Here is a 20,131-nt window from a genome sequence, read left to right as displayed (position 1 = left end):
TGAGACAGAATAACGGAAATAAGTCACTGAAAACAGGGTTTTTTATTGCAACCCTGTGAGACGGTGTTGGTAAATATGGGTCGAAATATTGGCTGGGGCGGCAGGATTCGAACCTGCGCATGGCGGCATCAAAAGCCGCTGCCTTACCGCTTGGCGACGCCCCAGCAGCACCGATCATGTCGGCGCGGACCGCCATATAACGTGTCATCGGCGAAAGGAAAGCCTAGTCATGCCAGTTTCGTGACGCCAATATGCACTTTGCCTCTATGCCGGATCATATCCCTTCATGTCGGTTACCAGTACCCCCTCCCAGCCCGCCCAGATTTCATCGGCCTCCCCGCTCTTCCTGCGCGAGGACGAGATACGGCGCGGGATCGAGATGCTCTATTTCGGCTATTCCGCGCTCACTCGATCGATCGACGAAGGGCTGGCCGCGCAGGGGCTTGGCCGGGCGCATCACCGGGCGCTCTATTTCATTTCGCGCCAGCCCGACCTGACGGTCAAGGATCTGCTGCGGCTGCTGGCGATCACCAAGCAATCGCTGGGGCGGGTGCTGAACGACCTGATCGAGCGTGGCTATATCGAGACGCGGACGGGCGCCAGCGATCGGCGGCAAAAGCTGCTGCGGCTCAGCCCTGCGGGCAAGACGCTGGAAGCCGAACTGTTTCGCGCCCTGCGTGAGAAGATGGCTGCGGCCTATGCCCAGGCGGGACAGGGATCGGTCACCGGATTCTGGCGCGTACTGGAAGGGCTGATCCCAGAAGCCGACCGGTCGATGATATTCGGCCTGCGCAGCGGATAGGCAGGGTTGCGAAACCTTATGCGGCTTCCTGCGCTTAACAGCATCCATATGTTGCAAGAGGAGCCTTCATGCGCACATCCCTTATCGCCGCAGTCGCGGTGCTGACCGTCGCCAGCCTGTCCGCCTGTTCGGAAAAGGCGCAGGACAATCTGGAAAATGCCGGGTCGGCGATCGGCAACGACGTCAGCAGCGCGGTCGACAATGCGGGTGCGAAGATCGACAATGGCCTGGACCGGGCCGGACGGGCGATCGACAATGGCGCCGACCGGATCGGCGCGGCCACGGACAATGCAGCCGTCGATGCGAAGCGTGAAGCGGGCGAGGCCAAGCGCGATGTCGGCGAATCGCTGGAAAAGGCGGGCAGCGACCTCAAGAAGGAATGATGGGATCCGGGAGCGCCGTCGAATGGCGTGAGAATGCTTCGACGGCGCTCCCGCCCAATGGCCTAACCCCTGCGGAAAACCGGGGGGCGCTTTTCGAAAAAGGCGGCGAACGCTTCCTGCGCTTCGGGGAGGAGAGGGTTTCGCGAAAGAGGCGCGCTTCCTCCTCGATCCGTGCAGCGAGCGCTGCGGAATCGCCCTTCATCAGGCGGCGCGTGGCGGCCAGCGCCTGGGGCGGCTTGGCCACGAGCGCCGCAGCCTTGGCCCGTGCATGATCGCGTAGTGCGTCGGTCGATACAATGGCGGTCACGAAGCCGGCGCGATCGGCACTTTGCGCGTCCATCGGTTCGCCCAGAAGCAGCATCGCCGCCGCCTTGGCATGGCCCATGATCGCCGGGGCGAGCAGGCTGGAACCGGCTTCCGGTACAATTCCCAGATTGACGAAGGGCATGACGAAGCGCGCGTCGGGCGCGGCATAGATGAGGTCGCAGTGGAACAGCATGGTCGTGCCCACGCCGACGGCCTGGCCCTGGACCGCGGCGACCAGCGGTTTGTCGAACGCGGCGATGGCGCGGATGAAGTCGAAGGCGGCGGCGCCCCCCTCCGGCCCGGCCATGAAATCCTTCAGGTCGTTGCCCGCGCAGAAGGCATCCCCCTGCCCCGAGATCAGCACCGCGCCGATATCCGCGCGCGCAGACGCGTCGGCGAGGGCAGCGGTCATGGCGCGATACATGGTAGCGGTCAGGGCGTTTTTCTTGTCCGGCCGATCGATCCGGATTTCGATTACACCCGCATCGTCCATGATCCTGATATCTTCGCTCACGGTCATCCTCTCCTTGTGCGCGTCCAAGGGGAAATTGTTGGCGCATGCCATGGCCCGCGTCTATCCCCTGCCCGAACAGTCGATGATGGAAGCTCATGATACAGCGCCTGCGTCAAGCCCTGGACCCTTTTTTGATCCTGTTGATCGCGACCGTCGCCCTCTCGTCCATCCTGCCGGCGCGGGGGATCGGCGCGTGGGTCGCAGACATGGCGGCCGATGTCGGCATCGTGCTGCTCTTTTTCCTGCATGGCGCAAAATTGTCGCGCGCGGCGATCTGGAGCGGGGCGAAGGCGTGGAAGTTGCACCTGGCGACGCTGGCAACGACCTTCGTCGCCTTTCCCCTGTTGGGACTGATCGTCGGGCAATTCGGGTTCGTGCCCATAGACATGCGGCCCGGGCTGTTGTTCCTGGCGCTGCTGCCATCGACGGTGCAGTCGTCCATCGCCTTTACCGCGATCGCGCGGGGCAATGTGGCCGGGGCGGTGGTCAGCGCTTCCTTTTCCAACCTGCTGGGCATTTTCCTGACGCCGGTGCTGGTCGCGCTGCTGATGCAGAGGAGCGGTAGCGGGAGCCTGATTTCCCTGTCCTCGGTCGAAGGAATCGTGCTGCAACTGCTGCTGCCCTTCGTCGTCGGCCATCTGATGCGGCCCTGGATCGGCGGCTTCATCGAGCGGCACAAGGCGATGATCGGACGGGTCGACCGGGGATCGATCTTGCTGGTGGTCTATGCCGCCTTTTCCGCCGCGGTGGTCGAGGGATTATGGTCCAAGGTTTCGAGCGAGGAACTGCTGGTGCTGGCGCTGCTGTGCATCGGGATGCTGGTGGCGATCCTGTTCTTCACGCTGATGGTGGGCCGGATGCTGGGCCTGTCGCGGGAAGATGCGATCGTGCTGCAATTTTGCGGGTCGAAGAAGAGTTTGGCGTCGGGCGTGCCGATAGCGGGCGTGCTGTTCCCGGCTGCGGCGGTGGGCCCGATCCTGTTGCCGATTATGGTCTTCCACCAGATCCAGTTGATGGTCTGCGCCTATCTGGCGCGACGTTACGGGGCACAGGCGGACGGTGAAAGAGACAGCGAGTTGGACAGTTGAATCGTCTTTTCGAAAAGTCTATTATACGATCGTAAAACATGATGGGCGCGGGGGTGCGATATGGTTCGCGGGGTGCTGGCGGGGAATGATCCCGATGCGGGGTGGAGCCTGCCGACCTGGACCTATGGCGACGCCGAGTTTTTCGCGGTCGAGGTGGAACGCATCTTCCGCCCATCCTGGCAGATCGTGTGCCATGAGAGCGACATTCCCGCACCCGGCGATTATCATGTGATTGATTATATTGGTGAAAGCGTGATCGTCCTGCGCGGTGAAGACGGGACGATACGCGCCTTCACCAATGTGTGTCGCCATCGCGGTGCGCGCATCGTGGACGGTCCCGGCGGTTGCGCCAGGAAGCTGGTCTGCCCCTATCATGGCTGGACTTACGAACAGGATGGGCGGCTTTCGGGCGTGCCGATGAAGGCCAGCTATGGCGCGGCGTTCGCGCTGGCGGATCATGGATTGACGCCGGTCGAGGTGGAGGCGTGGCAGGGCTTTCTGTTCGTGCGGCTGGCCGATGATGGCGGACCGTCCGTGGCGCAGATGATGGCGCCCTACGCGCATGAAGTCGCGCCCTACAGGTTCGAAGACGTGCGGGCATTGGGGCGAGTGACGCTGCGGCCTCGGGACGTGAACTGGAAGATCATCGGCGACAATTATGCGGACGGACTGCATATCGCGGTGGCGCATCCGGGCCTCAAGCGCCTGATGGGTGATGGCTATGGCGTGGAATCCAGCGCGCATGTCGACACGATGTGGGGGCCGATCCTGGACCGGCCGTCGGCCAACCTGTCCGAGCGGGCCTATCAGCATTTCCTTCCGCCAGTGCCGCATCTGCCACCCGAGCGGCAGCGGTTGTGGACCTATTACAAGCTGTGGCCCAATGTCGCCTTCGACATCTATCCCGACCAGATCGACTTCATGCAGTGGCTGCCGGTGTCGCCGACGCAGACGCTGATCCGTGAGATCAGCTATGCGATCCCCAACTCACGGCGGGAGATGCGGGTGGCGCGTTACCTCAATTGGCGGATCAACCGACAGGTGAATGTCGAGGATACGGACCTTGTCGCGCGGGTGCAGGCGGGCATGGCATCGGCGAGCTTCACGGTGGGGCCGCTGTCCGAGCAGGAAGTGGCGTTGCGGCATTTTTGCGGGCGGGTGCGCGATGTGATCCCGCAGGCGCGGCTGCATCGGGCGCCGGGGATGGGGTGGAGCAACATGGCATGACCAAAAGCTACGACGCCGTCATCATCGGGGGCGGGCATAATGGGCTGGTCTGCGCCTTCTACCTGGCGCGGGCGGGCTACAAAGTGCGCATATTGGAGCGGCGCGGCGTCGTGGGCGGGGCGGCGGTGACGGAGGAGTTCCATCCCGGCTTCCGCAATTCCACCGCCAGCTATACGGTCAGCCTGCTCAATCCCAAGGTGATCCGCGACATGAAGCTGGAGACCCATGGCTATCGCGTGATCGAGCGGCCGATCAGCAACTTCCTGCCGCAGCCCGATGGCGGCTATCTGAAACTGGGCGGCGGAATTGAGAAAACGCAGGCGGAGTTCGCCCGGTTCAGCGCGAAGGATGCCGCCGCCCTGCCCGCTTATTATGCGGCGCTGGAGGTGGTGGCGGATGTGCTGCGCGACCTGGTGCTGCGAAGCCCGCCCAATGTCGGCGATGGGCTGACGATGATCGTCGAGGCGCTGAAACAGGGGCGACGGGTCGCGGGGCTGGGGATCGAGGCGCAGCGGGACGTGCTGGACCTGTTCACCAAATCGGCGCGCGGCTTTCTGGATAGCTGGTTCGAGAGCGACGCGGTGAAGGCGGCGTTCGGTTTCGATGCGGTGGTCGGCAATTATGCGTCGCCCGATACGCCGGGCAGCGCCTATGTGCTGTTGCACCATGTGTTCGGCGAGGTGAACGGCAAGAAGGGCGCATGGGGGCATGTGGTCGGCGGCATGGGCGCAATCACGCGGATCATGGCGCAGGTCGTGACTGCGATGGGGGTGGAGATCAGCCTGGACGCGCCGGTCGAGGCGGTGCTGGTGGATGGCGGGCGTGCCGTCGGCGTGCGGCTGGAGAGCGGCGAAGCGGTGATGGGTGGCGCGGTGATCGCCAATGTCGGGCCGAAACTGCTATATGAGCGGATGATGGACCCGAGCGACCTGCCCGTAGATTTCGTCAAGCGGATCAAGGCGTTCAAGGCGGGATCGGGGACGTTCCGGATGAATGTGGCGCTGAGCGCCCTGCCCGACTTCACCTGCCTGCCGGGCGCGGGCGAGCATCACCAGTCGGGGATCATCATCGCGCCGACGCTGGACTATATGGACCGGGCCTTCATGGACGCGAAGCGGGACGGATGGTCGAAGGCGCCGATCGTGGAGATGCTGATCCCGTCCACGGTGGATGACACGCTGGCGCCCGAAGGGTGCCATGTGGCGAGCCTGTTCTGCCAGCAATTCGCGCCGGAACTGCCGGACGGACGGTCGTGGGACGACGCGCGCGAAGCGGCGGCGGACGATATCATCGCGACGGTCGAGCGCCATGCGCCGGGCTTTGCGAAGAGCGTGATCGCGCGGCAGATCCATTCGCCGCTGGATCTGGAGCGCAAGTTCGGGCTGGTCGGCGGCGACATCATGCATGGCAATCTGACGCTGGACCAGATGTGGGCGGCGCGGCCGGTGCTGGGCCATGGCGGCTATCGCGGGCCGGTGAAGGGCCTCTATATGTGCGGCGCGGGAACGCATCCGGGCGGGGGCGTAACCGGCGCGCCGGGGCATAATGCGGCGCGCGAAGTGCTGCGCGACGGGTCGATCCTGGGGAAATGGTTCGGGCGCAGGTAAGCGCCTTGCCCTCCCCCGTCGGCTTGCCTAAAGCACCGGCTCATGCCCGATATCTTCATACCCGACGCGACCCCCGAGCTGACCGGCCGGGCGTTGTTTCCGCACAGGCATCTTCTGTCCATCGCGGACCTGAAGCCCTGGGAAATCCGTTTCCTGCTGGATGAGGCCGAACATTGGGCGCAGGCAAACAAGGGCCGCGCGCGCAAGCATGACGGGCGGCTGGCGGGGATGACCCAGATCAACGCCTTTTTCGAGAACAGCACGCGCACGTTGCTGTCGTTCGAGATTGCGGGGAAGCGGCTGGGCGCGGACGTGGTCAACATGCATGCCGGGCAATCGAGCGTGAAGAAGGGCGAGACGCTGATCGACACGGCGATGACGCTCAATGCCATGGCGGCCGATGTGATCGTGATCCGCCATGCGAGTTCAGGCGCGGTGCGGCTGATCGCGGACAAGGTGGACTGCCCGGTGCTGAACGCGGGCGACGGGTGGCACCAGCATCCCACGCAAGCCCTGCTGGACGCGCTGACGATCCGGCGGCGCAAGGGCAGTTTTGCCGGGCTGGTCGTCGCGATCTGCGGCGATGTGCTGCATAGCCGGGTGGCGCGATCGAACATGTTGTGCCTGGCGGCGCTGGGCGCGCAGGTGCGCGCGGTGGCGCCGCCCACGCTGCTGCCGCCCGAAGTCGAGATGCTGGGGGCGACGCCCTTCACCCGGATGGACGAGGGGCTGGACGGCGCGGACGTGGTGATGATGCTGCGGTTGCAGAATGAGCGGATGGATGGGGCCTTCATCCCCTCCCCCGCGAATATCATGCGCTCTATGGGCTGACGCCCGAGCGGCTGGCGCTGGCCAAGCCCGACGCGCTGGTGATGCATCCCGGCCCGATGAACCGGGGGGTGGAGATCAGCAGCGCGGTGGCGGACGATCCCGAACGCTCGGCGATCACCGAGCAGGTGGCGATGGGGGTCGCGGTGCGGATGGCGTGCCTGGACGTGCTGACGCGCGGCGCGCGCGGTGTGGAGGGTTGGGCATGAGCATCTTCTCAACCCCGTTCGGGCTGAGCCTGTCGAAGCCCTTCACCTCGTCCCGCACCCAATCCCAAAAGACAGAAAAGCCCTTCGACAAGCTGAGGGCGAACGGATTTGAGGGGGTGTTATGACACGGTTGGCCATCATCAACGGTCGCCTGGCCGATCCCGCAGGTGACGCGCCGACGCCGGGCGTCGTGCTGATCGAGGGCGACCGGATCGTCGCGGCGGGCGATGTTGCGGTGCCGGACGATGCGCAGCGTGTCGATGCGGGCGGCCTCGTCGTCGCGCCGGGCCTGATCGATCTCGGCGTCTTCGCCACCGACAAGCCGGCCTTTCATTTCGGCGGGATCACGCGCGCGGCGCTGATGCCCGACCAGCGCGCGCCGCTGGACGAGGTGGGACTGATCCGGCAGGCGACGCGGGCGGGCAAGCCCGATTTCTGGGTCCATCCGATTGCGGCGGCGACGCGCGGGTTGCTGGGCCAAGAGATGGCCGAGATGGGCCTGATGCAGATGGCGGGCGCGAAGGCGATCGGCACCGGGCGGCAGTGGATCGCTGATTCGGGTGTGATGCTACGCGTGCTGTCCTATGCCAGCGGGCTGGGCCTGACCGTCATCGCCCATGCCGAAGATGGCGGGCTGACGGCCAAGGCGGTGGCGACGAGTGGGGAGACGGCGACGCGGCTGGGCCTACCCCACGCACCGGCCTGCGCCGAAGCGCTGGCCATCGCGCGCGACATCATGCTGGCGCGCGAGGCAGGCGCGGCGATCCATTTCCGGCTGGTGACGACGCAGGCGGGGTTCGACCTCATCCGCGCGGCCAAGGCCGAAGGGCTGAAGGTGACGTGCGGCATCAGTCCGGCCTATCTGTTCCTGAACGACCAGGCGGCGACCGATTTCCGCACCTTTGCGCGCCTGTCGCCGCCGTTGCGGGACGAGGCGGACCGGCAGGCGAGCCTACGCGCGGTGGCGGACGGGACGGTCGACGTCATCACGTCCAGCCATGATCCGCGCGGGCCGGAGGACAAGCGCCTCCCCTTCGCCGACGCGTCACCCGGCATGGCGGGGGCGGAGACGCTGCTGGCGCTGTCGCTCAATCTGGTGCGGGAGGGGCATGTGACCATGGGGCGGCTGATGACGCTGCTGAGCGCCAATCCTGCGCGGATATTGGGCGTGAATGCGGGCAGCTTCGCGAGCGGGAGCGCGGCGGACCTGATCTTCGTCGATCCCGATGCGCCCTGGATCGTGGACAGCGCCCGGATGGCGGCGGCGGCGGGCAATACGCCGTTCGACAAGGTGCCGGTGCAGGGGCGCGCGCGGCGGATCATGAAGGGCGGCGTGTTTCTATAAGCTTGGCGTCATGCGCTTAACTTCGCACATTTCCCGTATGTTTTGACATTATGTTGCGTTGGCGTGATCCTATTGGAAAGCGATGTCGGCTGAAGGTGTAGCTGGCGGCCGCTATGGTAGCAGGGGAACCGGGGCGTAGGATGGCGAAGTCCGTATGGACGAAGACGACCATCTGTTGCTCTTTGAATATGCTGTGCGATGACTTGGAGTCGGCCATTCACTTGAACGTCACCCCAGCGAAGGCTGGGGTCTCAGGCGGTCAGAGGATAAGGTCCGTCATATCTCGTAGGTGTAGTGTACTGCCTCGCGCTATCCCTATCGTGGCGCGCCGCCGCCTGAGATGCCAGCCTTCGCTGGCATGACGCGGTTATGTCAGGTTCGGTAAACCAGAGCGGTCAGTCCGCTACCCCCCCAAATCAGCCCCGCGCCCCGTGGATCCGAAGCCAAAGGGAACCCCCTCCCCCTTCACGCGCTTGCGTTTGTGGAACAACAGGGGACATTGATGACGCAGCAGGTCGCGCAGCAGGTGCATGTCGATGCGCCGTGGAAGATACCGCCAAAGGCATGGTGGGAGATTTTGAAGCGCGTCTATACGGGACTGGGCGACCATCATGTCGGGCTGCTGGCGGCCGGTGTCGCTTATTATGCATTCCTGTCGATCGCGCCTTTGCTGGCCGCCGTCGTCCTGACCTATGGGTTGTTCGGCGATCCGGCGATCGTCAGTCGCCATATGCAGGCGATCATCACGGTCGTGCCCGCCGACGCAGCGGGCCTGATCAACGACCAGTTGCTGGGCGTGGTCAGCACGCGCAAGCCCGCGATCGGGTTCGGCCTGCTGCTGGCGCTCACCATCGCCGTCTATGGCGCGACGCGGGCGGCGTCGGCGATCATGGAGGCGCTCAACATCGTCTATGAGCAGAAGGAAGGGCGCAACATCCTGCACTTCTATCGCACGTCGATGGGGATCACCTTCTCGGCTGTGCTGGTGGTGGTGGTCGGCGTGTTCACCGCGACGGTCATCGGCCTGTTGCAGGATTTCCTGACCAACTGGGGGCCGGGCGTGCTGTTCACGATCAAGGCGGCGACATGGGTGCTGGCCGGTTTGTTCGCCAGCGTCATATTCGGCCTGATCTATCGTTTCGGGCCGAACCGGCGGCAGGCGCAGTGGCAATGGCTGACGGTCGGATCGGTGGCGGCGACATTGTTCTGGCTGATCGCGACGCTCGGCGTGTCCTTCTACGTTTCCACATTCGGCAATTATAACAAGACCTACGGATCGCTGGGCGCAGTGGTGGTGCTGCAACTGTGGCTGTTCGTGTCGGCCTATATCGTGCTGCTGGGCGCGCAGATCAACGCGGAGGCCGAGCGGCAGACGAGCGTCGACACCAGCGTGCCCCAGGCAAATGCTGCGCGCGCATAATGACGCTTGCCCTGCCCGTCAGGCCACGCTAAAGCGCCCTCCTTCGCTGGCTCGGGCCAGTGCAGGAGTGTAGCTCAGTTGGTAGAGCGTCGGTCTCCAAAACCGAATGCCGTGGGTTCGAGTCCCTCCACTCCTGCCAAGCGAACTGGCCGCGAACGCTTGTAAATACAGGTGCTCGCGGCTAAGTGCGCAAGCGAATTTGGTCGCGGAGCATGCGGCCGCACCCCCGGACGCCGAACAGGGCGGGATCGGGAGGGCGGACTGTTGCTTCGCGATTTGGTGTTGGTTTAAAGAAGTGCAGAGGCAGGCGATGGCGAAGGTTTCCCCCGGCGAATTCGTCAATCAGGTGCAGACCGAAGCGAAGAAGATCGTGTGGCCCACGGGCCGCGAAACGGTGATGACCGGTGTCATGGTCGTCATCATGACAACGCTTCTGGGCCTGTTCTTCTTTGGCATCGACACCTTCTTTGGCGCGATCGTCCAGTGGTTGCTGGCTTTTGCAGCGGGTCGTTGATCGGCACGTTCTGAACAGGAGTTTGAGACGGTAACATGGCGCGCTGGTACATCATCCACGCCTATTCGGGCTTCGAAAACAAGGTCAAGGAATTGATCCTGTCCGAAGCCGAGCGCATGGGCCTCTCCCAACTGGTCGAACAGGTCGAAGTGCCTGTCGAAACCGTGACCGAGGTCAAGCGCGGCAAGAAGGTCCAGGTCGAGCGCAAGTTCATGCCTGGCTACGTCCTTGCCAAGCTGGCCATGAACGACGACATCTATCACCTGGTGAAGAACACGCCCAAGGTGACGGGCTTCCTGGGTTCGATGGGCAAGCCACAGGCGATCAGCGAGAGCGAAGCCGCCCGCTATTTCGGTGCCCGCAAGGAAGCCGAAGCCGCGCCCAAGCACAAGGTCAGCGTCGATTACGAAATTGGCGACAGCGTCAAGGTGCTGGACGGTCCGTTCGCCAGCTTCAACGGCGTGGTCGAGGAACTGGATTTCGAAAAGAACCGGGTCAAGGTGTCGGTGTCGATCTTCGGTCGCGCCACGCCTGTGGAACTGGACTTCGAGCAGGTCGAACTGTCGAAGTAACCGGTCGCAGGACAGGTTCTGCAAAAGGGTCGCCGCCGCAGGGTTGGCGACCCTTTTTGTACCTAATAGGAAATCGCTACGACTACCAGCATGAGAGCCCCCTCGATAATGGCGGGTTCATATCGCGCGTTCCCCGGCGCAGGCCGGGTCCAGTCCCACGCTCCGAACTGGACCCCGGCCTGCGCCGGGGAACGTGGAGCGAGAGGTTCACATCGTCGCCAGTTGATACGAGAATAGCGCCAACCGGGATTTTCCGTCAGACGGACAGTCCCCCTTCCCTTTCGGAAGGAACATCGCTATAGGCCCGCGCTTCCGTGCTGCCCCAGGGTGGCCGGATGCTATGCGGGAGGAGGTTTCTGGCCTCCGTTCGACCGCTAAACTTGAACCGGGCGGGATGCTTGCAGACCGCCCAGCAATAGAGTGAGTGACAATGGCCAAGAAGATTACGGGCTATATCAAACTCCAGGTGCCCGCTGGAGATGCCAAGCCTGCCCCGCCGATCGGCCCTGCCCTGGGTCAGCGCGGCGTGAACATCATGGAATTCTGCAAGGCGTTCAACGCGCAGACGGCGAATCTGGACAAGGGCACCCCCCTGCCCACCATCATCACCGTCTATGCGGATCGCAGCTTCACCTTTACCACGAAGCAGCCGCCTGCGACCTTCCTGATCAAGAAGGCGATCAACCTGAAGTCGGGTTCCAAGGAACCGGGCAAGGTCGTCGCCGGCAAGATCACGCGCGCTCAGCTCGCCGAAATCGCGCAGGCCAAGATGGTCGATCTCAACGCGAACGACATCGACGCTGCAACGAAGATCATCGAAGGCTCCGCTCGCGCGATGGGCCTCGACGTGGTGGAGGGCTGATATAATGGCGAAGATCACCAAGAAGGCGAAGGCCCTGGCCACCGCGATCGACCGCGAAAAGCTGCACGGCGTTGACGAGGCGCTGGGCCTGATCAAGACCCACGCGACCGCCAAGTTCGACGAAAGCGTCGAAATCGCGATCAACCTGGGCGTCGATCCCCGTCACGCCGACCAGATGGTCCGTGGCGTCGTCACGCTTCCGGCTGGTACGGGCAAGGACGTCCGCGTCGCCGTGTTCGCCCGCAACGACAAGGCGCAGCAGGCGCTCGACGCCGGTGCCGACATCGTGGGCGCGGAAGACCTGCTGGAATCGATCCAGGCCGGTAACATCGATTTCCAGCGCGTCATCGCGACGCCGGACATGATGGGTCTGGTGGGTCGCCTTGGTAAGGTTCTGGGTCCCAAGGGCCTGATGCCGAACCCGAAGCTGGGCACCGTGACGCCGAACGTCGCCGAAGCCGTGAAGGCCGCCAAGGGTGGTCAGATCGAATTCCGCGTCGAAAAGGCCGGTATCATCCACGCCGGTCTGGGCAAGTCGAGCTTCACCGCCGAAGATCTGCGCAAGAATTTCGACGCCTTCGTCGACGCGATCGTCAAGGCGAAGCCGTCGGGTTCGAAGGGCAAGTATGTCCGCAAGATCGCCCTGTCGTCCTCGATGGGTCCGGGCGTGAAGGTCGATGTGGCGGAAGTCGCCGCAGTCTGATCTTTATGCTATAGCGTTAAGGCAAGCCTCCTTCCTCGGGAACGCGGGAAGGAGGCTTTCTTATTTGGGGAAAGCCGTGAACGGCGCTCCTCTAAACCGTTCAGGCTAAGCCTCTCGAAGCCTCGTTCTTCTACCAAAAAGAAGAGTGGCCCTTCGACAAGCTCAGGGCGAACGGAGGTTGGTTTTCCAACCTAGAGAATCAGGGTGTGTGACCTTGCACCCTGAACATCCGTTTTGCGGATGGAAGGCACAGGTCTTGTTGTATCCGTCGGAAGAAGGCGGGTCGCTTTATCCGATGGAAAAACAATAATATGGCTTTTGAAACCCTCCACCCCCTGCTCGCCCAGGCCCTGACTACCAAGGGCTATGAGGCGCTGACCCCCGTTCAGTCCGAAGTGACGCAGGAAGAGGCGCATGGCCGCGACCTGATCGTGTCGGCGCAGACCGGTTCGGGCAAGACCGTCGCCTTCGGCCTCGCCATGGCGAGCGAATTGCTGGGCGATGCCGATCGCCTGCCCCCGGCGGCCTGGCCGCTGGCGCTGGTGATCGCGCCGACGCGCGAACTGGCGTTGCAGGTCAGCCGCGAGCTGGAATGGCTCTATGCCGGTGCCCGCGCCCGCATCGCGACCTGCGTGGGCGGCATGGACGCCGCCAAGGAGCGCCGCGCACTGGCGCAGGGCGCGCATATCGTGGTGGGCACGCCCGGCCGTCTGCGCGACCATCTGGAACGCGGCGCGCTCGACCTGTCGGCGCTCAAGACCGCGGTGCTGGACGAGGCGGACGAAATGCTCGACATGGGCTTCCGTGAGGATCTGGAAGGCATTCTCGACGCGACCGCCGAGGGCCGCCGCACGCTGCTGTTTTCGGCGACCATGCCCAAGCCGATCGTGGCGCTGGCGCGGCGTTACCAGAAGGACGCGCTGCAAATCGCGACCATCTCTGCCGAGCGCGGCCATGGCGACATCAGCTATCAGGCGATGACGGTGGCCCCTGCCGACATCGAGAATGCGGTGGTGAACCTGCTGCGTTTCCACGAGGCGGAAACCGCGATCCTGTTCTGCGCGACGCGCGACAATGTGCGCCATCTGCATGCCAGCCTGACCGAACGGGGCTTTGCCGCCGTGGCGCTGTCGGGCGAGCATAGCCAGAATGAGCGCAACCATGCGTTGCAGGCGCTGCGCGACAAGCGGGCGCGGGTGTGCGTGGCGACCGACGTCGCCGCACGCGGCATCGATCTGCCGACGCTGACGCTGGTGGTGCATGTCGAACTGCCGCGCGACGCGGAAACCATGCAGCATCGGTCGGGCCGTACCGGGCGCGCGGGCAAGAAGGGCACCGCCGTGCTGATCGTGCCCTATCCGCGCCGTCGCCGCGTCGAATCGATGCTGAAGGGCGCGAAGATCCCGGTCGAATGGACGACCGCGCCGAGCAAGGAACAGATCGCCGCGCAGGACGCCGAACGGCTGCGTTCGCGCCTGCTGGAGCCGATGGAACTGGAAGAGTCCGACTGGGCGCTGGGCGGCGAATTGCTGGAAGCCAAGAGCGCCAAGGAAATCGCCGCGATGCTCGTGCGCAGCGCCCGTGCGGCGATGCCTGCGCCCGAAGAGCTGCTGGACGCCAGCGAAGCCCCTGCCCGCCGTGACGGGCCGCGTCCGGGCTTTGAGGACACGCAGTGGTTCCGCATGAACATCGGCCGGACGCAAAATGCCGATCCGCGCTGGATATTGCCGCTGATCTGTCGTCGCGGCCATGTGTCGCGCGGCGACATCGGGGCGATCCGGATCACGACCAACGAGACGATGTTCGAAATCCCCAAGGCGATTTCGGCCAAGTTCCTGGCCGCCGTCCGCCGGTCGGGCGAAGCGGGCGACGAAGGCGCGGACGTGATGTTCGACATGGTCGACGGCGCGCCGCGTGAAGAGGCGCGGACCAACCGCAAGCAGTTGCGTCCTGCCAATGGCGATCGCCCCAATCGCACCGGCCCGCCCCGTGGCGGCCCCGGCAACCATTCGCGCGGCGGCGCTGCCCCGCACAGCCCGCGTCCGTTCAAGGGCGCTGGCGCGGGTGGCCCGCGCAAGGGGCCGCCCCGCTCGCGCGGCTGATAGCAGATAGGCCATTGCCCTTTAGGGCAGCTGGCAACCCGATGGGCGCGTCGTTCATTCCAGCAGGATGACCGACGCGCCCATCTTGATTCCGGTGCTGGGCGACCAGTTGACCCCCGACATCGCGGCGCTACGCGCGGTGGACAAGGCGCGCAGCGTCGTGCTGATGATGGAGGTGGCGGATGAGACCCGTTATGTCCGCCATCACAAGGCGAAGATCGCGTTCATCCTGTCCGCCATGCGCCATCATGCGGAGCGCTTGCGGGCGCTGGGCTGGACGGTCGATTATGTGCGGCTGGACGACCCCGATAACAGCGGCAGCTTTACCGGCGAGGTCGCCCGCGCGGTGGCGCGACATCGCCCCGCCGCCATCCATGTTACCGAGGCCGGCGAATGGCGGGTCCGCGCGATGCTGGACGCGTGGGAGACGCGCTTCGCCCTGCCCGTCACCATCCATGAGGATGATCGTTTCCTCTGTTCCCATGCGGCCTTCGACACTTGGGCGGCAGCGCGCAAGCAGTTGCGGATGGAATATTTCTACCGCGACATGCGGCGGCAGACGGGGCTGTTGATGGCGGCCGACGGCACGCCCGAGGGTGGGCAGTGGAATTTCGACGCGGATAATCGCAAGCCTGCGCCAGGCCGCGACCTGTTGATGCCCCGGCCTATAGCGTTCCGGCCCGATGCGATCACGGCGCAGGTTCTGGACATGGTCGCGGCGCGTTTTGTCGACCATATCGGCAGCCTGGACCATTTCCATTTCGCGGTCACGCATGAGGATGCGCTGCGCCAGCAGCGTCGCTTCCTGGACGAGGCGCTGCCGCGCTTTGGCGACTATCAAGACGCGATGCTGAGCGACGAGCCGTTCCTGTGGCACTCCATCCTGTCGCCCTATATCAACGCAGGCCTGCTCGATCCGCTGGACCTGTGCCGGAAGGTCGAGGCCCGCTATCGCGCGGGCAAGGTGCCGTTGAATTGCGCCGAGGGTTTCATTCGCCAGATCATCGGCTGGCGCGAATATGTGCGTGGCATCTATTGGCATGAAGGGCCGGATTATGGGCGGCGCAACGCGCTGGACGCGACGCGCGACCTGCCCGCCTTCTACTGGACGGGCGAGACGGACATGCGCTGCCTGTCCCAGGCGATCGGCCAGACGATCGACCATGGCTATGCCCATCATATCCAGCGGCTGATGATTACCGGCAACTTCGCCCTGCTGGCCGGGATCGACCCTATCCAAGTGCATGTCTGGTATCTGGAAGTCTATGCCGACGCCTATGAATGGGTCGAGCTGCCCAACACGCTGGGCATGGCGCTGTTCGCGGACGGCGGGCTGCTGGGGTCCAAGCCCTATGCTGCGAGCGGTGCATATATCAACCGCATGTCCGATTATTGCGGCGGCTGCCGCTATGACGTCAAGCAGCGGGTGGGCGAGGATGCCTGCCCGTTCAATGCGCTCTATTGGGATTTCCTGGCGCGCAACGCGCGCAAGCTGGGCCGCAACCCGAGGATGGCGATGCCCTATCGCAATTGGGAGCGGATGGCGCAGGACGACCGGGCCGCCATATTGGCGCAGGCGGCCCGGTTTTTGGAACAGCTGGATACAGGTGGCGAGGCCAGAGCGTGATGTAGCCGCCCTGCCCTCGTCTATCCCGCTATCCCGCGCCGCATAGGTTGAGCATGCGGGACGCCAGTTCGCGTTCGCCCATCACGACATGGGGGACGCCCAGCCGCTCCAGATGCGCGACCTCCGCATCGGAATGGGCGCGGGCGATGACCTGGATATCCGCGTTCAACATCCGCGCATGTTGGTGGATCGCGCCGCCTTCGAACCCTTCGGGCACGGCGATCAGCAGATGGTGAGCATGGGCAATGCCGGCGGCGAGGAGATGCTTGTCCTCCAGCGCGTTGCCGCGCACAGTGGACAGGCCCTCTTCGGCGGCTTCCTCCGCGCGTTCCGGGTCGCCTTCAATCACCACGAAATGGACCTTGCGCTCGGTCAGGCGGGTGGCGATCAGCTTGCCGACCCGGCCGTAGCCGACCAGGATGACATGGCCGATACGGGGGCGGTCGGGCGCGGGCGCGGGTGCATCCTCCTCGTCATCATCCTTCTTATGTTCGCGCACGACCAGTGAGAAGAGGATGGGGTTGAGGAAGATGGAGACGAGCGCGCCCGCCAGGATCAGGTCGCGCGCGTCGGCGGGCAGGACGCCCAGCCCCGTTCCCAAGGATGCGAGGATGAAGGAGAATTCGCCGATCTGCGCCAGGCTGGCGGCGATGGTGAGCGCGGTGACATTGGCATGGCCGAAGGCGCGTACGATGCCCCAGGCGGCGATCGATTTGCCCACCACGATGATGAGGACGGTGGCGAGCAGCGGCAGCGGATGTTCCAGCACGATCGACGGATTGAAGAGCATGCCGACCGACACGAAGAACAGCACGGCGAAGGCGTCGCGCAGGGGCAGGGTTTCTTCGGTCGCGCGACGGCTGAGCGGGGTTTCGCCCAGGATCATGCCCGCGAAGAAGGCGCCCAGCGCGAAGGAGACGTCGAAGGCCAGCGCCGCGCCGAAGGCGACGCCGAGCGCGATCGCGAGGACGGCGAGCCGGAACAGTTCGCGCGATCCGGTGTGGACCACCCAGTGCAGCGTCCAGGGAATCACGCGACGGCCCACGATCAGCATGACCGCGACGAAGCCCGCAACCTTCAGCAGCGTGCCCAGCAGCGGCGCGATCAGGGCCTCCAGCCCGCCACCGCCATCGGCCTGGCCGAGGACGCCCGCCAGTGCTGGCAGCAGGACCAGCGCCAGGACCATGACCAGATCCTCGACGATGAGCCAGCCGATCGCGATTCGCCCGCGTCGCGTATCCACCAGGTCCGCGCCCTGGAGCGCGCGCAGCAGAACGACGGTGCTGGCAACCGACAGCGCCAGGCCGAAGACGATGCCGCCCATCAGGCCCCAGCCCATATAATAGGCCAAGCCTATGCCGAGCAGCGTGGCGACCGCGATCTGGACCAGCGCGCCGGGGACCGCGATATTCTTGACCGACAGAAGATCCTTGAGCGAAAAATGCAGGCCGACGCCGAACATCAGCAGGATGACGCCGATTTCGGCCAGTTCGTTGGCCAGCCCTGCGTCGGCGACGAAGCCCGGCGTGAAGGGACCGACCAGGATGCCCGCGACGAGATAGCCGACCAGCGGCGACAATTTGAGGCGATGGGCGATCGAGCCCATGATGAAGGCAACGACGAGACCGGCGACGATCGTCCCGATCAGGGGCGTGTGATGGGGCATGGGTGGCTTTCGTGACGCGGATTGGCGGACGGCACGACGCAGATGCGCCGTCCGCTAGTCCATTCTGATTATTCTACGACGGTCATCATCATCACCGACAAGGCGGCGGCGACGACGGCGATACCGGACATGACGGCGGGCATGAACCACCAGGGCGGGCGACGACGCGAACGTCGTGCGGCATTCCTGCGAGCCATGTTATGCTCCTTCTTCCGACGAAAGCCCGCATCGCGTGCGGGCGGAGAAGCGAATCGTCAGGAAGCGGCGGGCGGCGCGCGGGCGTGGCGTGTCCGCGCGGGCGCGAAGGCGCGGGGATGGTGGCGGTCACGGCCCGCCATGCCGGGCAAGCGGACATGATGGATCGCCAGCAGGACGATCGCCAGCGCGACAGCAAGAATCAGGGGTGGCGACGGACCGTCATGCGTGGGGGTGGAGGCGTCCACCGCCTGAAACGCGGCATGGGCGCGTGCCTTGAGCACGACATCAGCGGTGGCGGGATTGAAGGCCGAGCCGGTCGCGCGGCTAAGCGGCGGACCCAGGGGCGCGAGCGCGGACAGCAGGGTCACAAGGATCAGCGTCCAGAGCGCGGCGACGACCGGAAGGCGCAGATATGCGCCCTTTCCGCTCCACCATGACTCCATGCCGTGCCGCATCCGCCAGATCGATCCTTTATCCTGGGCTTCCTTGTCCCCTGAGAAGATAGGGATTAAAAAGCCGGAAAACCACCCCCGTCCTGCGCCGCCATCGGTTGACAGGCGCGAGTCATTAAACTAACGGGCCACATTCCCGCGCGGGTCGGCTAAGGCTTCATGTCTTTGGTGATCTGCGTAAAGCAGATTTGAACGAGAAGAGACAAGCCATGTTCGCTATCGTGCGCACAGGCGGCAAGCAGTATCGCGTCGCCGCCGGAGACAAGATCGTCGTTGAGAAGCTGGCTGGCGAAGCCGGCGACAAGGTTACGCTGGACGACGTCCTGCTGGCCGGTGAAGGCGGCGACCTGAAGGACGCGGCCAAGCTGACCGTCGCGGCCGAAATCATCGCGCAGGCGAAGGGTGAGAAGGTCATCGTCTTCAAGAAGCGTCGCCGCCACAATTATCGTCGCAAGAACGGCCATCGCCAGAATCACACGATCCTCAAGATCGTGTCGATCGCCTGAGCCGCAGCGCAAGATTTCGAGGAGTTTAAGTCATGGCACATAAAAAAGCTGGCGGTTCGTCGCGCAACGGTCGCGACTCCGAGTTGAAGCGCCTTGGCGTGAAGAAGTTCGGCGGTCAGGAAGTGATCGGCGGCAACATCATCATTCGCCAGCGCGGCACGCGCGTCTATCCGGGCCGCAATGTCGGCATCGGCAAGGACCACACGCTGTTCGCGCTGAACGAAGGCCGCGTGGTGTTCCACGCCGGCAAGCTCGGCCGCAAATATGTGTCGGTGGACGCAGTAGCCGAAGCGGCTGAATAACGGACGATCGATGACGGATCGTCCCCCGCAACAGGGGCGATCCTCCCGGTAAGGGCCATATGGCACTGCCGGTTTCGAGGGAAACAAGGGGCGCTCCTTCCATGGGAGCGCCCCTTTTTCCGTTGCGCGTTTCTTGCCGGAACGCGAACAGACAAAAGATTGGCATTTCTCTTTCCGATTTCCCTCAAGTCATTGGAACTCCACGCCTTCTCACGCGTCTTGCGGGCGAGGAAACATCCAGAACAACGCGTCTTCAAGCCGTCATCAACGGTCGTTAGGGGGCGCAGACAAGAGGAGAGACGAGAATGTTTGCCCGTACCCCCCGCCTGCTCCTGCGTCCGGGCTGGATGGAAGATGCCGCCACCCTGGCCCAGACCATCAACGATCCTGCCGTCCTGCGTAACCTGACGCGCGCGCCCAGCCCCTATGGACTGGACGATGCGCAAGCGTTTCTGGCGCTGCCGCAGCATCCGCAACTGCCCCGCCTGCTGGCGTTCACCCGCACCCAGGGCGCGCCGCGCCTGATCGGCGGATGCGGCGTCCATCTGGACGAGGAGGGCGCACCCGAACTGGGCTATTGGATCGCCCGCCCCTATTGGGGCCTGGGCTTTGCGACCGAAGCCGCGCGCGCGGTGCTGAGCATGGCGCGAGCCAACGGCGTTCGCGACATCCGCGCGGGTCACTTCGCCGACAATCCCGCGTCGGGCAATGTGCTGCGCAAGCTGGGCTTTCGTTTCAGCGGACGCACGGCGCAGCGCTACAGCCTGGGCCGGGACGCGATGGTCGATTGCCTGCTGTTCGAGGAAGGCGACCCGGGGCTGTGCAGCAACGATCCGGCGGCGGACCTGTATCGCGACGCGGTCGTGCCGATGGCGGCCTGACAAGGCTTCTGGGGCGT

Annotated in this window: 19 protein-coding genes, 2 tRNA genes and 2 pseudogenes; 18 read left to right on the top strand and 5 right to left on the bottom strand. The window is 64.6% G+C overall.

Features of this window, described 5'->3' with window-relative positions; genetic code table 11:
* Nucleotides 1-89: 89 nt before the first annotated feature.
* Nucleotides 90-164: transfer RNA gene (locus U5A82_RS08725), tRNA-Gln, on the bottom strand.
* 122 nt (nt 165-286) lie between these two features.
* On the opposite strand from U5A82_RS08725, the gene U5A82_RS08720 reads away from it, so the two are divergent.
* Together U5A82_RS08720 and U5A82_RS08715 are read left to right on the top strand one after the other, a co-directional pair.
* A complete protein-coding gene (locus U5A82_RS08720; RefSeq protein ID WP_326290194.1) occupies nt 287-802 on the top strand; it encodes a MarR family winged helix-turn-helix transcriptional regulator in 516 nt (171 codons plus the stop codon).
* A 68-nt stretch (nt 803-870) separates the two neighbouring features.
* Nucleotides 871-1,185: a hypothetical protein gene (locus U5A82_RS08715; protein ID WP_326290192.1), complete on the top strand. Its 315-nt coding sequence runs from the start codon at nt 871-873 to the stop codon at nt 1,183-1,185.
* Nucleotides 1,186-1,247: 62 nt separating this feature from the next.
* Here U5A82_RS08715 and U5A82_RS08710 read toward each other — a convergent pair.
* Nucleotides 1,248-2,011: pseudogene (locus U5A82_RS08710) on the bottom strand (enoyl-CoA hydratase-related protein).
* Between the two features lie 92 nt (nt 2,012-2,103).
* Between U5A82_RS08710 and U5A82_RS08705 the strand changes: the two are divergent.
* The 13 genes and pseudogenes from U5A82_RS08705 (at nt 2,104) to U5A82_RS08645 (ending at nt 16,109) form a co-directional block, all read left to right on the top strand.
* Entirely contained in the window at nt 2,104-3,093 is a 990-nt protein-coding gene (locus U5A82_RS08705) for a bile acid:sodium symporter family protein (RefSeq protein ID WP_326292888.1), read from the top strand.
* A 60-nt stretch (nt 3,094-3,153) separates the two neighbouring features.
* Entirely contained in the window at nt 3,154-4,320 is a 1,167-nt protein-coding gene (locus U5A82_RS08700) for an aromatic ring-hydroxylating oxygenase subunit alpha (protein ID WP_326290190.1), read from the top strand.
* The gene (locus U5A82_RS08695; protein ID WP_326290188.1) at nt 4,317-5,927 is read left to right on the top strand and encodes a phytoene desaturase family protein; all 1,611 of its coding nucleotides are present in this window, start codon (nt 4,317-4,319) and stop codon (nt 5,925-5,927) included. The genes U5A82_RS08700 and U5A82_RS08695 overlap by 4 nt, the downstream gene beginning before the upstream one ends.
* Before the next feature lie 42 nt (nt 5,928-5,969).
* Nucleotides 5,970-6,964, top strand: a pseudogene (locus U5A82_RS08690) (aspartate carbamoyltransferase catalytic subunit).
* Nucleotides 6,965-7,085: 121 nt separating this feature from the next.
* Nucleotides 7,086-8,309 carry a dihydroorotase gene (locus U5A82_RS08685; RefSeq protein WP_326290186.1) on the top strand — a complete coding sequence of 408 codons (1,224 nt, stop codon included), beginning with the start codon at nt 7,086-7,088 and terminating at the stop codon, nt 8,307-8,309.
* 502 nt (nt 8,310-8,811) lie between these two features.
* On the top strand, nt 8,812-9,729 hold the full coding sequence (locus U5A82_RS08680; protein WP_326290184.1) for a YihY/virulence factor BrkB family protein: 918 nt from the start codon (nt 8,812-8,814) through the stop codon (nt 9,727-9,729).
* Between the two features lie 63 nt (nt 9,730-9,792).
* A tRNA-Trp gene (locus U5A82_RS08675) sits at nt 9,793-9,868 on the top strand.
* 171 nt (nt 9,869-10,039) lie between these two features.
* Complete coding sequence (gene secE / locus U5A82_RS08670; protein WP_326290182.1) at nt 10,040-10,243, top strand: preprotein translocase subunit SecE; 204 nt, start codon at nt 10,040-10,042, stop codon at nt 10,241-10,243.
* A 35-nt stretch (nt 10,244-10,278) separates the two neighbouring features.
* Complete coding sequence (gene nusG, locus U5A82_RS08665; protein WP_326290180.1) at nt 10,279-10,815, top strand: transcription termination/antitermination protein NusG; 537 nt, start codon at nt 10,279-10,281, stop codon at nt 10,813-10,815.
* A gap of 430 nt (nt 10,816-11,245) precedes the next feature.
* Nucleotides 11,246-11,677 carry a 50S ribosomal protein L11 gene (rplK, locus tag U5A82_RS08660; protein WP_326290178.1) on the top strand — a complete coding sequence of 144 codons (432 nt, stop codon included), beginning with the start codon at nt 11,246-11,248 and terminating at the stop codon, nt 11,675-11,677.
* A 4-nt stretch (nt 11,678-11,681) separates the two neighbouring features.
* Nucleotides 11,682-12,380 (top strand): 50S ribosomal protein L1, encoded by a 699-nt coding sequence (rplA, locus tag U5A82_RS08655; RefSeq protein WP_326290176.1) that lies wholly within the window; start codon nt 11,682-11,684, stop codon nt 12,378-12,380.
* Between the two features lie 311 nt (nt 12,381-12,691).
* The gene (locus U5A82_RS08650) at nt 12,692-14,482 is read left to right on the top strand and encodes a DEAD/DEAH box helicase (RefSeq protein WP_326290175.1); all 1,791 of its coding nucleotides are present in this window, start codon (nt 12,692-12,694) and stop codon (nt 14,480-14,482) included.
* Nucleotides 14,483-14,549: 67 nt separating this feature from the next.
* Nucleotides 14,550-16,109, top strand: coding sequence for a cryptochrome/photolyase family protein (locus tag U5A82_RS08645; RefSeq protein ID WP_326290173.1), 1,560 nt, complete (start codon nt 14,550-14,552; stop codon nt 16,107-16,109).
* Nucleotides 16,110-16,137: 28 nt separating this feature from the next.
* Here the strand turns inward: U5A82_RS08645 and ybaL are convergent, their stop codons facing one another.
* The 3 genes from ybaL to U5A82_RS08630 form a co-directional block, all read right to left on the bottom strand.
* Nucleotides 16,138-17,775 (bottom strand): YbaL family putative K(+) efflux transporter, encoded by a 1,638-nt coding sequence (ybaL, locus tag U5A82_RS08640; RefSeq protein WP_326290172.1) that lies wholly within the window; start codon nt 17,773-17,775, stop codon nt 16,138-16,140.
* Between the two features lie 68 nt (nt 17,776-17,843).
* Nucleotides 17,844-17,972 (bottom strand): hypothetical protein, encoded by a 129-nt coding sequence (locus U5A82_RS08635; protein ID WP_326290170.1) that lies wholly within the window; start codon nt 17,970-17,972, stop codon nt 17,844-17,846.
* A gap of 57 nt (nt 17,973-18,029) precedes the next feature.
* On the bottom strand, nt 18,030-18,428 hold the full coding sequence (locus U5A82_RS08630) for a hypothetical protein (protein ID WP_326290168.1): 399 nt from the start codon (nt 18,426-18,428) through the stop codon (nt 18,030-18,032).
* A gap of 206 nt (nt 18,429-18,634) precedes the next feature.
* Here U5A82_RS08630 and rplU point away from each other — a divergent pair, with 206 nt between their 5' ends.
* From rplU to U5A82_RS08615, 3 genes are all read left to right on the top strand, one after another.
* Complete coding sequence (gene rplU, locus U5A82_RS08625; protein ID WP_004207901.1) at nt 18,635-18,931, top strand: 50S ribosomal protein L21; 297 nt, start codon at nt 18,635-18,637, stop codon at nt 18,929-18,931.
* A gap of 32 nt (nt 18,932-18,963) precedes the next feature.
* On the top strand, nt 18,964-19,233 hold the full coding sequence (rpmA, locus tag U5A82_RS08620) for a 50S ribosomal protein L27 (RefSeq protein WP_326290166.1): 270 nt from the start codon (nt 18,964-18,966) through the stop codon (nt 19,231-19,233).
* 305 nt (nt 19,234-19,538) lie between these two features.
* Nucleotides 19,539-20,114, top strand: a complete 576-nt coding sequence (locus U5A82_RS08615; RefSeq protein WP_326290164.1) for a GNAT family N-acetyltransferase — start codon at nt 19,539-19,541, stop codon at nt 20,112-20,114.
* The last annotated feature ends 17 nt before the right edge of the window (nt 20,115-20,131 follow it).

Source organism: Sphingobium sp. CR2-8 (assembly GCF_035818615.1).
Classification (GTDB): Bacteria; Pseudomonadota; Alphaproteobacteria; order Sphingomonadales; family Sphingomonadaceae; genus Sphingobium.
The sequence above is the reverse complement of the archived record's forward strand: the minus strand, read 5'-3'. Positions and strand labels throughout refer to the sequence as shown.

Excerpts from the sequence above, each read along its gene's own strand:
- U5A82_RS08720 (WP_326290194.1), top strand. The coding sequence starts at position 287 with ATGTCGGTTACCAGTACCCCCTCCCAGCCCGCCCAGATTTCATCGGCC.
- U5A82_RS08715 (WP_326290192.1), top strand. The coding sequence starts at position 871 with ATGCGCACATCCCTTATCGCCGCAGTCGCGGTGCTGACCGTCGCCAGC.
- U5A82_RS08700 (WP_326290190.1), top strand. The coding sequence starts at position 3,154 with ATGGTTCGCGGGGTGCTGGCGGGGAATGATCCCGATGCGGGGTGGAGC.
- U5A82_RS08695 (WP_326290188.1), top strand. The coding sequence starts at position 4,317 with ATGACCAAAAGCTACGACGCCGTCATCATCGGGGGCGGGCATAATGGG.
- U5A82_RS08685 (WP_326290186.1), top strand. The coding sequence starts at position 7,086 with ATGACACGGTTGGCCATCATCAACGGTCGCCTGGCCGATCCCGCAGGT.
- U5A82_RS08680 (WP_326290184.1), top strand. The coding sequence starts at position 8,812 with ATGACGCAGCAGGTCGCGCAGCAGGTGCATGTCGATGCGCCGTGGAAG.
- secE (WP_326290182.1), top strand. The coding sequence starts at position 10,040 with ATGGCGAAGGTTTCCCCCGGCGAATTCGTCAATCAGGTGCAGACCGAA.
- nusG (WP_326290180.1), top strand. The coding sequence starts at position 10,279 with ATGGCGCGCTGGTACATCATCCACGCCTATTCGGGCTTCGAAAACAAG.
- rplK (WP_326290178.1), top strand. The coding sequence starts at position 11,246 with ATGGCCAAGAAGATTACGGGCTATATCAAACTCCAGGTGCCCGCTGGA.
- rplA (WP_326290176.1), top strand. The coding sequence starts at position 11,682 with ATGGCGAAGATCACCAAGAAGGCGAAGGCCCTGGCCACCGCGATCGAC.
- U5A82_RS08650 (WP_326290175.1), top strand. The coding sequence starts at position 12,692 with ATGGCTTTTGAAACCCTCCACCCCCTGCTCGCCCAGGCCCTGACTACC.
- U5A82_RS08645 (WP_326290173.1), top strand. The coding sequence starts at position 14,550 with ATGACCGACGCGCCCATCTTGATTCCGGTGCTGGGCGACCAGTTGACC.
- ybaL (WP_326290172.1), bottom strand. The coding sequence starts at position 17,775 with ATGCCCCATCACACGCCCCTGATCGGGACGATCGTCGCCGGTCTCGTC.
- U5A82_RS08635 (WP_326290170.1), bottom strand. The coding sequence starts at position 17,972 with ATGGCTCGCAGGAATGCCGCACGACGTTCGCGTCGTCGCCCGCCCTGG.
- U5A82_RS08630 (WP_326290168.1), bottom strand. The coding sequence starts at position 18,428 with ATGCGGCACGGCATGGAGTCATGGTGGAGCGGAAAGGGCGCATATCTG.
- rplU (WP_004207901.1), top strand. The coding sequence starts at position 18,635 with ATGTTCGCTATCGTGCGCACAGGCGGCAAGCAGTATCGCGTCGCCGCC.
- rpmA (WP_326290166.1), top strand. The coding sequence starts at position 18,964 with ATGGCACATAAAAAAGCTGGCGGTTCGTCGCGCAACGGTCGCGACTCC.
- U5A82_RS08615 (WP_326290164.1), top strand. The coding sequence starts at position 19,539 with ATGTTTGCCCGTACCCCCCGCCTGCTCCTGCGTCCGGGCTGGATGGAA.